This is a genomic window from Hymenobacter sp. 5317J-9, assembly GCF_022921075.1.
Classification (GTDB): Bacteria; Bacteroidota; Bacteroidia; order Cytophagales; family Hymenobacteraceae; genus Hymenobacter.
This window is the reverse complement of record NZ_CP095050.1, coordinates 418,438-431,626: the sequence shown is the minus strand read 5'-3', so window position 1 is coordinate 431,626 and position 13,189 is coordinate 418,438. Positions and strand designations below refer to the sequence as shown.

The window sequence follows — 13,189 nt, the reverse complement described above, 5'->3', positions numbered from 1 at the left end:
AACGCCATTTCGACCCGGCCGGTCGAAAGCAGCCGCCTGGCAACGCTGGAAATATTCAACTTTGCCACTGTAAAGCAGCTATGTATTTGTTTTTAAATAAGTAGCTTTATCGCCAACTCATTCTTTCACCTTTTAATACCTCTGCTATGGGCTTCGTCTCCGAATTCAAAGAATTTATTGCCAAAGGCAATGTGCTCGACCTCGCCGTGGGCGTCATCATCGGCGCGGCCTTTGGCAAAATCGTCACTTCGCTCACCGACGACATCATCATGCCCGTTGTGGGCCTGGCCCTCGGCAAAGTCGATTTCGCCAACCTGTTCGTGGCCATGAACGGCCAGCACTACACCACCATCGAAGAAGCCAAAAAGGCCGGCGTGGGCACGCTCAACTACGGCCTGTTTCTCAACGCCGTCATCAACTTCCTCATCATTGCCTTCATCGTGTTCCTGATTGTGAAGGGCGCCAACAGCATTCGGAAGAAGCCGGTGGAAGTAGTGGCCGTGCCCGCCACCCCACCGCCGCCCACCACCGACCAGCAACTGCTGATGGAAATCCGCGACGCCCTGCGTACCGGCCGGGCTTAATAGCTCACTTTCCGTTTAGCCGGTAAAAACCGCTGTCCACCGAGGCGTGGGCAGCGATTTTGCGTTTTTTTGGCTCAAGTGTCGGTTTTAGGTAAGCGCACTAATTGGCCGAATCAAAATAAGTTGCGAACTTAGGGGCGACCTAACACCCAACGGCCTTCAATCAGGATCTTCGGTGAACCACCCGCGTCGCCCATCCGTTAGGTTGCATCCTCCCCTTCCACCCTTTTTGCCAGACATGAAATTTCTTTGCGCTGCCGTTCTGCTGAGCGGCCTGAGTTTTGGCCTTTCGTCGGCCGCTCACGCCCAAACCGGGCCCGCTTTCCCCACCGCCGGCCAGGGCAGTAGCCAGGCCAACGCCCGTAGCACTTCCGGCAACAACGCCCTGGAGCTGGCCCGCAACCAGCGCCGCGCCGCCATGACGCCCGAGGAAGTGAAGCGCGACCAGCAGCTCGAGCTTCTCGAAGCCCGCACCGGCAACACCAGCTTCGGCGGCCGCAACGGCAGCCCCGAGCGGCAGTTCGACTCCAACCGCAGCGGGGGCGGCTTCATGGTGAGAAAATTCAAGTCAAAATCCGGCACCATGGAGCAGAAGCGGGGCCAAAGCCACCCCATCGGCGGCTCCAACCCTGCCGGCAAGCCCCTGGTGCACAAGCACAAGAACGCAAAAAAGCGTTTCCTCCTGTTTTAATTCACCGTCTTAGCAACAACAAAAAGCCCCCGCTGCATCGGCAGCGGGGGCTTTTTTAATGGAATAGGCTTCGGCCTTACAGCGTCCGCTTGATTTCCTTTTCTTCGAAGCCTTCGATGTTATCCCCTTCCTGCAGCTCGTTGAAGCCTTTGATGGAGATACCGCACTCGTAGCCCTGGCGCACCTCGCTCACGTCGTCCTTGAAACGCTTGAGGTCCTGAATGTCGCCGGTGTGCAGCACGATGCCGTCGCGCACCACGCGCACCTTGGTTTTGCGGGTCATGGTGCCTTCCGTCATCATACAGCCGGCAATGGTACCCACTTTGGTGATGTTGAACACCTGACGAACCTCGGCGTTGGCCACCACCACTTCCTGCACCGTCGGGGCCAGCATGCCTTCCATGGCATCCTTCACCTCGTTGATGGCGTTGTAAATGATGGAGTACAGGCGGATGTCAATCTGCTCGTTCTCAGCCAGCTTGCGGGCACTCTGCGAAGGCCGCACCTGGAAGCCGATGATGATGGCGTCGGAAGCAGAAGCCAGCAACACGTCGCTTTCCGAAATGGCGCCCACCCCTTTCGAGAGGATGTTCACCTTCACTTCCGGCGTGCTCAGCTTGAGCAGCGAGTCGGAAAGTGCTTCCACCGAACCGTCCACGTCGCCCTTCACTAGGATGTTGAGTTCCTTGAACGAACCGATGGCCAGGCGGCGACCAATTTCGTCCAGCGTGATATGCTTTTTGGTCCGGATGGTTTGCTCGCGGGCCAGCTGCAGGCGTTGCGTGGCGATTTCTCGGGCTTCGCGTTCCGTTTCCATCACCTGCAGGCGGTCGCCGGCCTGCGGGGCACCGGTCAGGCCGAGCACCTGCACCGGCGTAGCGGGCGGGGCGGTCTTCATCTTCTTGCCGCGGTGGTCGGTCATGGCCTTCACGCGGCCGAAGTGCGGGCCGGCCAGAATCACGTCGCCCACGTTCAGCGTACCGGTTTGCACCAGCACGGTGGTCACGTAGCCACGGCCTTTGTCCAGCGAGGCTTCGATAACGGTACCGATGGCGTTGCGGTCAGGGTTGGCTTTCAGGTCGAGCAATTCAGCCTCCAGCAGTACCTTTTCCAGCAGGTCGTCAATACCGATACCCGATTTGGCCGAAACCTCCTGGCTCTGGTATTTGCCACCCCATTCTTCCACCAGAATGTTAATCTGGGAAAGCTCCTCGCGGATTTTCTCGGGGTTAGCCGCAGGCTTGTCAATCTTGTTGAGGGCGATGATAATCGGCACCCCAGCCGCTTGCGCGTGGTTGATGGCTTCCTTGGTCTGCGGCATCACCGAGTCGTCGGCCGCCACCACAATGATGGCGATATCCGTCACCTTGGCACCACGGGCACGCATGGCCGTAAAGGCTTCGTGACCAGGCGTATCGAGGAAGGTAATGGGCTGGCCCGATTTCGTGCGCACCTCGTAAGCGCCAATGTGCTGCGTGATGCCGCCGGCTTCGCCCTTGGCCACACTCGCGTCGCGGATGTAGTCAAGCAGCGAGGTTTTGCCGTGGTCGACGTGGCCCATGATAGTCACGATGGGAGCACGCGGACGCAGGTCCTCTTCGGCGTCGCCGGCATCGATGCTGATTTCTTCCTCTTCGGCCGACAGGAACTCCACGTCAAAGCCGAATTCATCGGCAATCACGGTGATGGCTTCCGCATCAAGACGCTGGTTGATGGACACGAACATGCCCATGCCCAGGCATACCTTGATAACCTCGTTCACGTTCACGTCCATCAGCGAAGCCAAGTCATTGGCCGAGATGAATTCGGTGAGTTTGAGGGTCTTGGCGTCGAGCTCGTTCTGTGCACGCAGGGCCTCGCGGTCCTCCGCCAGCATGCTGCGCTTGTCGCGGCGATACTTGGCACGGTTGGCCTGGCCGGTGGCTTTGTTGCCGCCGAGCTTGGCCAGCGTGGCCTTAATCTGCTCCTGAATTTGCTTTTCGGCCTGCTCCGGCGTGAGCGCAGGAGCATTTGGCTTGGGACCGGGCTGGCCGGGGCGCTGGCCGGGGCGATTGCCGCCTTGACCACCGCCGGGGCGGTTGCCCTGGTAGCCACCACCCTGACCACCCGCCGGGCGGTTGCCCTGGTAGCCGGGGCTGGGCGGCGAGGTAGTGCTGCCGGGAGGGCCAGGCAGGCGCGTGCGCTTCTTCTGGCCGGGGCCAGCAGGCAAACCGCGCTTGCTTACGTCGGACGACGCAATGGGGCGAGGGCCACGACCCGGACCACGACGGTCGTTGTTGATGGAAGACAAGTCGATTTTGCCGAGAACCGTGAGGCCCTTCAGCGTGTCCGACTTGGCCACGATGGTGCTGGTGTCTTCCGGCGTGCCGCCATCGGCGGGAACTGCCGGAGCAGCAGCAGCCGGAGCGGCGGGCGTTGCCGCAACGGGAGCCGCGGGCGCTACCGGAGCAGGAGCCGGCGTAGCGGCCGGAGCCGCAACAGGCTCAGCCTTGGCAACGGGCTGCGGTGCGGCAGCGGCTGCCGGAGCTGGCGTCTCAGCCTTGGGCGGAGCGGGAGCTTCTACTTTCGGAGCAGCGGGAGCCGGGGCCGGAGCAGCCGGGGCTTGAGCCGGTGCGGCAGGCTTGGGAGCCACCACGCGGCCTTTGCTGTCCAACTCAATTTTGCCTAATACTTTGAGCCCGGGCGCGGCTGGCGCCTGGGGAGCGGACGTGGGAGCAGGTGCCGTAGCGGCTGCAGCCGGGGCAGCAGGCGCGGGCGCCGGAGTGGCCGCCGCCACCGGAGCCACGGGCGCGGCCGGCTTGGGAGCCGGTGCGGGGGCAGCCACGGGAGCCGGACGCGGGGGCGCCGGTGCGGGCTTGGGGGCCGCATCAAGGTCGCTCTGACGCTTCGCCTGGATGACCTTCTGGGCCTCCTGACGGTCGTGAGCTGAGGCTGCAAATTCCTTTTCAAGCGAGGCCACTTGCTCACCAGTGAGCTTCGTGGTCGGCTTGTTTTCTACTTGTATGCCTTTTTTGGCCAGGGCCTCGACCACCCTGTCCATTCCAATGTTCAGGTCTTTGGCCGCCTGTTGTAGCCGTTTCGGGGTTGCTTCCGCCATTCTATCTGTTACTCGCGTACGATACGCTTCTAAGTGCAAAGGTATTACATTAAATCTTGCCAGCAGGGCGTAAACCGAGCCTGCTGGCCCGATTTATTACCCTTGCCGTACCGGCCGCGCGGCCGTCATTGGGCTGGCTCGGCGGGAGAGCTGGCGCCCGCTTCCTCAGTCGTTGCTTCGGTTTCCGTATCCAATACGGCGTGTTCGGCCGCTACGGCGGTAGCCGAGGCGTGCGTTACTGCGGCTTCTTCGGTGGCGACGCCATCGTCATTTTTACCGGCGGCAACGCGGTTTTTAGCGGCTTCTAGGGTGCTGTCGTCGAGGTCTTCGTCGTCGGCAAATTCTTGGCGGATAATGCGGTACACATCGTCCACCATTTCTTCTTCGAGCTCAGTGCGGCGCACGATGTCGTCTTTCTTCACCGCCAATACGGCGCGGCCGGTGTCGAGGCCAATTTTCTTGAGCTCGGCCAGTACCCACGGCTCTATTTCGTCCTGGAACTCGTCCAGCGAGATGTCTTCTTCGTAGTCGGTGGCTTCGCGGAATACGTCGATTTCCATGCCCACCAGGCGGCTGGCCAGCTTGATGTTGGCGCCGCCGCGGCCGATGGCCAGGCTCACCTGGTCGGGCTTCATGAACACGGAAACCCGGCCGTTTTCCTGGTTTATCTTCATAGAACCCACCTTGGCCGGGGATAGTGCCCGGGCAATATAGAGTTCCAGGTTATCGGTGTAGTTGATGATGTCGATGTTCTCGTTTTCGAGCTCGCGCACCACCGGATGAATGCGGCTGCCCTTCATGCCGACGCAGGCACCCACGGGGTCAATCCGCTCGTCGTAGCTTTCTACGGCCACTTTGGCGCGCTCGCCGGGCTCGCGCACCACGTTTTTGATGGTGATGAGGCCGTCGTAAATCTCGGGCACTTCCAGCTCAAACAAACGCTCGAGGAAAGCGGGCGCGGCGCGGGAAAGGATGATTTTCGGCGTGCCGTTGATGACTTCCACGCGGTGCACCACGGCGCGCACGGTGTCGCCCTTGCGGAAACGGTCCTTGGGGATTTGCTCGCCCTTGGGCATCACCAGCTCGTTGTCGTCCTTGTCCATGATGAGGGCCTCGCGGCTCCACACCTGGTAGACTTCGCCGGTCACGATTTCGCCCACCTGGTCTTTGTATTTCTGGTAGAGGTTGTCGCGCTCGAGGTCCTTCACGCGCTGAATCAGCGTTTGGCGGGCCATGAGCACGGCGCGACGACCGAAATCCTCCAGCTTCACGGCCTCGGCCACGGACTCGCCGATTTCGAAGTCGGGCTCGATTTTTTGGGCTTCGGCCAGCGGAATTTTATCGAAGTCCCAGATATCCTCGGAGTTGTCGTCCACGATTTCGCGGTTGCGCCAAATTTCCAAGTCACCGTTGTCAGGGTTGATGATAACGTCGAAGTTTTCGTCCTGGTCGTACTTCTTGCGAATCATGGTGCGAAACACGTCGTCCAGAATGCTCATCATCGTGGGACGGTCGATGTTCTTGCTCCGGGCAAATTCGCTGAAGGACTCAATTAGTTCGTGGCTGTTCATAGAGGCAGAACTGTATTTATTTGAAAGAGATAACAACCTTGGCCTCTTTTATGTCCCCAAAGGAATAAAAAGCGGCGGGCAGGGTGGTTTTCTTGGTTTTTTGCTTGATGACTTCTTCGATTTCCACGCCCTCGGAGGTGGCGGCGGTAAGGACGCCGGTTTTCTCGGTGCCGTCGTTGAGCTTCAGGGCCAGCGAGCGGCCGATGTGGCGGGTGTACTGGCGCGGGTCGGTGAGGGGCTGGTCGGCGCCGGGGCTGGTGACTTCGAGCGAATACACCGAATCCTCGCCGTAGCGCTCCTCGATGCGGCGGTTGAGGCGGCGGCTAATCATGGCGCACTCGTTGATGCCCAGGCCGGTGGGGCCGTCGAGGATGACGGTAATCTTGGGCATTACCGAATCGGACACGGTGAGGCCCACGATGAACAGCTCCAGGTCGCCGATGGCGTCGCGGAGCATTTCCAGCAGCAGGGTACGGTCGTAGGACATGGATAAAACGGGGCAAAAAAAGAGGGGACTCTGCGTCCCCTCTTTGCGAAAGCGAATACCAACTTCTGAGGCAAAGGTACAACATTGTTAAACTGAATGCAAGGCGGGCCGGTGCGGCGCGGCGCGGGGTGGCTTTTGTGGCATAGGCTGGGCAGGAACCGATGGGTGCAACCGCAGCGGAAAACACGGGCCTTTGCAAACATGCGTTTGCCTTGTGCGGTTTGGCAGGCAATCTGCACCTTTGCGCGCACATTCTCACCTTTTTACTTTACGCTCATGCAAACCAGTCAACTGCTCCGTCAATTCGTTTTTGGCGTTGTGACGGCCTTGGCCGCCACCGCCGCTCAGGCCCAGACCATGCCGGCCACTCCCGCTATGCCGGCCGCACCGGCCAAGGAGAAGCCCAGCCCCGCCGCTACGGCCACCGGCAAAATCGGCACGGCGGACGTGACGGTGAACTACAGCAGCCCGGGGGTGAAGGGCCGCAAGATTTTTGGCGGCCTAGAGCCCTACGGCAAAGTGTGGCGTGCCGGCGCCAACGAGGCCACCACGGTGGAATTCAGCAAAGACGTGACGGTGGAAGGCAAGCCCCTGCCCGCCGGCAAGTACGGCTTCTTCGTGATTCCGGCCGAGACAGGGAAATGGACGGTAATCTTTAATAAGGTGCCCAACCAGTGGGGTGCTTTCAAATACGATGAGAAGCAGGACGCGCTGCGCGTGATGGTGGCGCCCCGCAAAAGCGCCAGCGTGACCGAGCGGCTGGCCTACGAAGTGACGCCCAAGGCGCTGGTGCTGCGCTGGGAAAACGTGGAGCTGCCGGTAGCCATCAAGTAGGCTCAACCGTTATACGAACGGACGCGGGCGGCCCAGGTGGGCCGCCCGCTTACTTTTGCACCCATGCCCGAAACTTCCCAACCCATGGAATACAAACTCACCCAATACAGCCACGGCGCGGGCTGCGGCTGCAAAATCGCGCCGGCCGTGCTCGACCAGATGCTGCACACCAGCATTGCCCAGCCGCACCACGACCAGCTGCTGGTGGGCAATGCCAGCCGCGACGATGCGGCCGTGTACGACATCGGCGGGGGCCAGGCCGTGATTTCGACCACCGACTTCTTCATGCCCATCGTCGACGACGCCTATGATTTCGGGCGCATCGCCTCGGCCAATGCCATTTCGGACGTGTACGCCATGGGCGGGCGGCCGCTGCTGGCCATTGCCGTGCTGGGCTGGCCCGTGGATAAGCTGCCGCCCGAGGTGGCGCGCCGCGTATTGGAAGGTGCCCGCAGCATTTGTGCCGAGGCCGGCATTCCGCTGGCCGGCGGCCACAGCATCGACTCGCCGGAGCCCATTTTTGGGCTGGCCGTGACGGGCATGGTGGAAATAGCAGACCTGAAGCAGAACGACACGGCTACGGCCGGCTCGGAGCTTTTCCTGACCAAGCCGCTGGGCGTAGGTATCCTGACCACGGCGCAGAAAAAAGGCATTTTGCGCGATGAGGACGCAGCTCTGGCGCCGGCCCAGATGATGCAGCTCAATAAGATTGGAGCGGAGCTAAGCAAACTGCCGGCCGTGACGGCCCTGACCGACGTAACCGGCTTTGGCCTGCTGGGTCACCTGGCCGAAGTGTGCGAAGGCAGCGGGCTGACGGCCGAAATTGACTTTGCCAAAGTGCCGCGCATTGCCGCAGCTGACTCTTACCTCAAGCAGGGCAGCGTGCCCGGCGGCACCAACCGCAACTGGGCCAGCTACGGCCACAAAGTCGGCACCATCACGGATGAGCAGCGCGCTTGGCTATGCGACCCGCAGACTTCGGGCGGCCTACTGGTGTGCGTGGAACCCAGCGGCCGCGCGGCTGTGGAGGCGGTGTTTGCCAAGCACGGGCTGGCGCTGGAAAGCTTCGGCCACCTGCGCGCCCACACCGAAGGCGAGGCCTGGGTGCAGGTGATGGCCTAGGGCCGGCTTGGATTTTCTATGAAGTCGTCCTTTATCCGCCCGCTGCTGGAAGTGGCCGTGGTACTGTTGCTGGTGCTGGGCGCGGCGCGCTGGGTGAGCGGGCTATTCTCGAGGCGCACGCAGGTGTACCAGACCACCACGGCGCGGCAGCTGCGGCTGCTGTTCTGGCCGCTGCTGGCGCTGGGCGCGGGCCTGAGCGTGCTGCCGGCCGTGGCGATGGGCGCGACGCCGGCCAGCGCGTTTGAGTGGCTGCTGACGGGCGGCTTTGTGCTGTTTACGCTGCTGCTTAGCGGCCCCGCACTGCTGCTGCACCTGCGCTACTGGATGCTCAACCACGAAACCACGCTGGTTTTCCAGCCCGCCGAAAACCGCTTTGAAGTGTACGAGGCCGGGCAGCGCATTCCCTTCGCACGGCGCGATTTGGCCAAAGTGGAGCGCGTGACCTGCCGGGCGCGCCGCACCTTCTGGGCGCGCTACGACTACCTGCAGCTGTACCTGGCCGATGGCCGCGTCATCACGCTTACCTCGCTGCTTACGGAGCTGGAGCCGCTGGCCTCGTTTCTACGCAGCGTCCCTACCGCGCGGCGCGCTGTTTATTGGGGCTGGGTGTAGAAGCAGCGCTTAAGGACGAGCCTTGCGCTCGTAGAGCCCGGGCGTGCCGGCCGGCTCGTATGGGCCGAAGATGTTCGGGAGCAGCTTCTTGAGGCGCGGCACGTGGTTGCCTTGGTCCAGTAGATAGGCGGGTGGGTTGACGCCCATTTTTTCGGCTACGCGCACCACGGCGGCGTACTCGTTGAGGTGGCCGAAATCGGCTTGCGAGAGGGCCCAGTCGAGGTAAGGCGTGGCGGGGTGATTGTGAAAATACGCGCGGTCGTCGGGGCCGAGGATGAGCAGGGTCTGGTCGCGCAGGGCGGCAAAGCGCGGGTCGGGCTCGAGGCCGAAGCGGCTTTCGGCGGGCATGTGCAGCAGGCCTTCGAGGCGGGGCACGTGGGCCCGGTAGCGCAGCACCACCGCCGCATTGATGATGAGCAGCAACAGCAGTTCAAGCAGCAAGGGCTGCCGGTAGCGCTGCCACAGAAACAGGCTGAAATACGCCAGCGGCGCCATCAGCAGCACCAGCACGCCAGGGGCCGCGCCGCGCTCCACGGCCGCCGTGGCAATGGCCACTACCAGCCACACCAGCATCAGCTGCCGGAACTTGGCCTGAAACACCAGGCCCAGCGACGTGCCCAGCGAGCGCAGCAAGGCCAGCACCAGCACCACGCCCGGCACAATGAGCAGCCGCAGCTGCAGCCCCGCCGGCAGGCCGCTGGCAATGAGGTCGGTGAGCCCCGGCTGCAGGTGAAACTGCACAAACCCCGGCAAGGCGCCCGTGTAGAAAAAGAACGTGGCCACCAGCGCATACGGGAAGAAAAACCCGCACAGCAGCAGCAGCGAACTGCGGAAAGAATTGGCCGCAAAAATGACCACCGCAAACAGCCCCACAATCAGAAACAGCGCCAGCGGCAGGTAGCACAGCGCCCCCAGGCCAATGAGAAAACCGGCTCGGAACAAGCGCCGGTTGTCGTAGCCTTCGCGGGAAGTGGGCAGCAGTGCGCTCAGCGAAAAAACAATGAACGTGTTGCCGAGCAGCAGCGGCGACAGCGCATCCAAATCGGTGCTGATGCTGCCCACCAGCAGGTAGGTGAGGGCAGCCACGTAGCCGCGCTCGGGGTGCACGTCGTAGCGGTTGAACACCACGTTGAGCCGCAGCGCCTGCACAAACAGCAGAAACAGCGCCACCACGCGGTAGAGCCACACCGGGCGCGCCAGCACGGCGTCGAGCACGCCGAAGAAGGCCGCGGCCAGCGGCGCGGTGCCGTCGTAGAGGTCGCGGTAGGGCAGCGCGCCGCCGTGCAGCCGCTCGCCCACCAGCAGGGCGCGCAGCTCGGCGGCCGTCACGGGCAGGCCCGCCCACAGCAGCGGCAGGCGCAGGGCCAGCACCAGCACCAGCAGGGCCAGCAGCTGCGCCGGCAAGGAGCTTTTGAAAAAGCGAAGCAACTCTTAGGGAATAAGGAAGGAACAAAGGTATTGGCTACGCGAACTCCCTTTTTGCTGGCGGCATTCCCTTGGCGACGGAATTGTACCTTTGCCCTTTAGTATGGAAAGCAAACGACAACAAAAAATGGCCAGCCTGCTGCAGCAGGAGTTGGCCGCCGTGCTGCAGCGCGACCTGCCGCACCTCTTCGGCGGCGGGCTGGCGCCGGCCATCAGCGCCGTGAAAGTGACGCCCGACCTGGGCCAGGCCCGCGTGTACCTGAGCCTGCTGCTGGGCAACAACGCCGCCGACCGCCTCGAAATCATCAAGGACAACGCCAAGGAAATTCGGCACGCCCTGGCCAAACGCATCCGCCAAACGGCCCGCGTGGTGCCGGAGCTTATTTTCTTCCACGACGACAGCGCCGCGTACGCCGCCCACATGGACCAGGTGCTCGGCACCCTCGACATTCCGCCCGCGCCCAAGGACGACGAAGGCGAGAACGACGACAAACCGGCCCGCCCGCGCCTGTTCAATTAGCAAATGAGCAAGTGGGTAAATGAGTAAGGGCGCAAACGCAATGCGTTGTTGGCCCCGCTCCATTTACTCATTTACTCACTTCCCCATTTACCGACTTGTACTACGACCCGATTAAGAAGACGCTCGGCCAGGTATTCAACCGCACGCCGTGGCTGCGCCGGCTGTTTTATCACCTGCTCGACCTGTTGCTGCTGCGCACCTGGCACGTGCACCGCGAGCTGCGCCGCTGGGCCAAAGGCCGCACCCAGGAGCCGCTCAACATCCTGGACGCCGGCTCTGGCTATGGCCAATACACTTACTGGCTGAGTGGCCTGAGCAGCAAGTGGAATATCCTGGCCGTGGACGTGAAGGAGGAGCAGGTGGCCGACTCCAACGCCTTTTTCCGGCAGATTGGGCGCCGCAATGTGCAGTTTGCGGTGCAGGACTTGGTGCTGTACCGGGAGCCGAACTCGTTTGACCTGGCCTTGTCGGTCGACGTGATGGAGCACATTCTGGAAGACGTGGAGGTGTTTCGCAACATCCACGCTTCGCTGAAGGACGGCGGCATGCTGCTGATTTCCACGCCCAGCGACCAGGGCGGCTCCGACGTGCACGACGACGGCGAAACCAGCTTCATCGAGGAGCACGTGCGCGATGGCTACAACATCCGCGAAATCCAGCAGAAGCTCACCACCGCCGGCTTCGAGCGCGTGGAGGCCCGTTATTCCTATGGCGAGCCCGGCCAGATTTCGTGGCGCCTGAGCATGAAATACCCGATTTTGATGCTGGGCAAGTCGCGCCTGTTTTTCATCATTTTGCCGTTCTACTACCTCGTCACGTTTCCGTTCTGCCTGTTGCTGAACTGGCTCGACGCCCGCACGGTGCACGACTCGGGCACCGGCCTGATTGTGAAGGCGTGGAAGTAGGCCGCAACGAACGGCCGCCAGCCAGCGTTGACGCGCATTCAATAGCTTTACCCGAAATTGCTTCCTTCTACCCCGCCTGCTGCCTTCCTCCCTCAATCCGTTAGGTGAAAGTTCCTCTCCTCATTGCCCGGCGCTACTTCCGTTCCAAGAACAAGCGCAACATCATCACCATCATCTCCAACATTTCGATGATTGGGGTGGCGGTGGGCACCATGGCGCTGATTATCGTGCTGTCGGTGTTCAACGGGCTGGAGGATTTGGTGCGTACGCTCTATGGCAAGTCGGACCCCAACTTGGTGATTTCGGCCACCAAAGGCAAGGCCTTCGACGTGGACCGCACCTTCCTGATGAAGCTGGAAAACACGCCCGGTGTGGCCCTGCTCACCGAAGTCATCGAAGACAACGCCCTGCTGCAGTACCACGACCGCCAGATGGTGGTGAAAATGCGCGGCCTCTCGGACAACTACTTCGGCCAGAGCCAGATTGACGCCAACATCCGCGAAGGCGACCACCGCCTGCGCCGCGACAGCTTGGAACTGGCCCTGGTGGGCGCCGGCGTGCAGCACGAGCTCAGCATCACGCTCAACAACCGCTTGGCGCCCATGCGCCTGCTCTACCCGCGCAACACGCCCGGCAAAAAAGCCCTCAGCACCGACCCTAGCAAGGCCTTCAACGAGCAGGACCTGATTGCGGGCGGCGTGTTTCTCATCGAGCAGCACATCGACGACAGCTACATTTTCGTGCCCCTCGCGTTTGCCCAACGCTTGCTGAACTACGGCACGCGCCGCACCGCGCTCTACGTGAAAGTGGGCCAGAGCTTTGAGATTGAGCAGGTGAAAAACCAGCTCCGCAAGCAGCTGGGGCCCAATTTCAAAGTGCAGGATTCCGACGAGCAGCACGTGAGCCTGTTCAAGGCCATCAAGGTCGAGAAGCTGTTCGTGTTCATCACCTTCACGCTCATTCTGCTCATCGCCTCGCTCAACATCTTTTTCTCGCTTTCGATGCTGGTCATCGACAAGAAAAAAGACATTGCCGTGCTGCTGGCCATGGGCGCCAACCAGAAAACGGTGCGTCGCACGTTTCTGTACGTGGGCGCCATTGTGGCGCTGGTGGGGGCGGCCACGGGCCTCGTGCTGGGCGTGGCGCTGTGCTGGCTGCAGCAGCGCTTTGGCTTTGTGAGCATGGGCATGGCCACGAGCGTGGTGGATGCTTACCCGGTAAAAATGCAGGCCTCGGACATCATTTTCACGTGCATGTCCATCATCCTCATCACGCTGGCCGTGAGCATCCGGCCGGCGCTGAACGCGAGCCGCCTGGACGTGCGCGAGAATTTATAGCCCT

Annotated in this window: 11 protein-coding genes and 1 pseudogene; 8 read left to right on the top strand and 4 right to left on the bottom strand. The window is 61.8% G+C overall.

The window, feature by feature from the left end; genetic code table 11:
• The first annotated feature begins 146 nt into the window (after positions 1-146).
• Together mscL and MUN81_RS01845 are read left to right on the top strand one after the other, a co-directional pair.
• On the top strand, positions 147-584 hold the full coding sequence (gene mscL / locus MUN81_RS01850) for a large conductance mechanosensitive channel protein MscL (RefSeq protein ID WP_245114702.1): 438 nt from the start codon (positions 147-149) through the stop codon (positions 582-584).
• 238 nt (positions 585-822) lie between these two features.
• Positions 823-1,275, top strand: coding sequence for a hypothetical protein (locus MUN81_RS01845; protein WP_245114701.1), 453 nt, complete (start codon positions 823-825; stop codon positions 1,273-1,275).
• A gap of 76 nt (positions 1,276-1,351) precedes the next feature.
• Here MUN81_RS01845 and infB read toward each other — a convergent pair whose 3' ends face one another.
• The 3 genes and pseudogenes from infB to MUN81_RS01830 all read right to left on the bottom strand — a co-directional run bounded on the left by infB (position 1,352) and on the right by MUN81_RS01830 (position 6,430).
• Positions 1,352-4,372, bottom strand: a complete 3,021-nt coding sequence (gene infB, locus MUN81_RS01840; protein WP_245114700.1) for a translation initiation factor IF-2 — start codon at positions 4,370-4,372, stop codon at positions 1,352-1,354.
• A 338-nt stretch (positions 4,373-4,710) separates the two neighbouring features.
• Positions 4,711-5,943, bottom strand: a pseudogene (nusA, locus tag MUN81_RS01835) (transcription termination factor NusA); the annotation flags it as partial.
• Positions 5,944-5,959: 16 nt separating this feature from the next.
• Entirely contained in the window at positions 5,960-6,430 is a 471-nt protein-coding gene (locus MUN81_RS01830; protein ID WP_245114699.1) for a ribosome maturation factor, read from the bottom strand.
• A gap of 357 nt (positions 6,431-6,787) precedes the next feature.
• On the opposite strand from MUN81_RS01830, the gene MUN81_RS01825 reads away from it, so the two are divergent.
• From MUN81_RS01825 to MUN81_RS01815, 3 genes are all read left to right on the top strand, one after another.
• Complete coding sequence (locus MUN81_RS01825) at positions 6,788-7,264, top strand: DUF2911 domain-containing protein (RefSeq protein WP_245117448.1); 477 nt, start codon at positions 6,788-6,790, stop codon at positions 7,262-7,264.
• Between the two features lie 63 nt (positions 7,265-7,327).
• On the top strand, positions 7,328-8,386 hold the full coding sequence (selD, locus tag MUN81_RS01820; RefSeq protein WP_245114698.1) for a selenide, water dikinase SelD: 1,059 nt from the start codon (positions 7,328-7,330) through the stop codon (positions 8,384-8,386).
• An 18-nt stretch (positions 8,387-8,404) separates the two neighbouring features.
• Positions 8,405-8,998, top strand: a complete 594-nt coding sequence (locus MUN81_RS01815; RefSeq protein ID WP_245114697.1) for a hypothetical protein — start codon at positions 8,405-8,407, stop codon at positions 8,996-8,998.
• Positions 8,999-9,007: 9 nt separating this feature from the next.
• Here MUN81_RS01815 and MUN81_RS01810 read toward each other — a convergent pair whose 3' ends face one another.
• Positions 9,008-10,426, bottom strand: coding sequence for a hypothetical protein (locus MUN81_RS01810; protein ID WP_245114696.1), 1,419 nt, complete (start codon positions 10,424-10,426; stop codon positions 9,008-9,010).
• 100 nt (positions 10,427-10,526) lie between these two features.
• Here MUN81_RS01810 and MUN81_RS01805 point away from each other — a divergent pair, with 100 nt between their 5' ends.
• The 3 genes from MUN81_RS01805 to MUN81_RS01795 all read left to right on the top strand — a co-directional run bounded on the left by MUN81_RS01805 (position 10,527) and on the right by MUN81_RS01795 (position 13,185).
• The gene (locus tag MUN81_RS01805; protein WP_245114695.1) at positions 10,527-10,943 is read left to right on the top strand and encodes a ribosome-binding factor A; all 417 of its coding nucleotides are present in this window, start codon (positions 10,527-10,529) and stop codon (positions 10,941-10,943) included.
• A 95-nt stretch (positions 10,944-11,038) separates the two neighbouring features.
• Complete coding sequence (locus MUN81_RS01800) at positions 11,039-11,848, top strand: class I SAM-dependent methyltransferase (protein WP_245114694.1); 810 nt, start codon at positions 11,039-11,041, stop codon at positions 11,846-11,848.
• A gap of 104 nt (positions 11,849-11,952) precedes the next feature.
• Entirely contained in the window at positions 11,953-13,185 is a 1,233-nt protein-coding gene (locus MUN81_RS01795) for an FtsX-like permease family protein (protein ID WP_245114693.1), read from the top strand.
• The last annotated feature ends 4 nt before the right edge of the window (positions 13,186-13,189 follow it).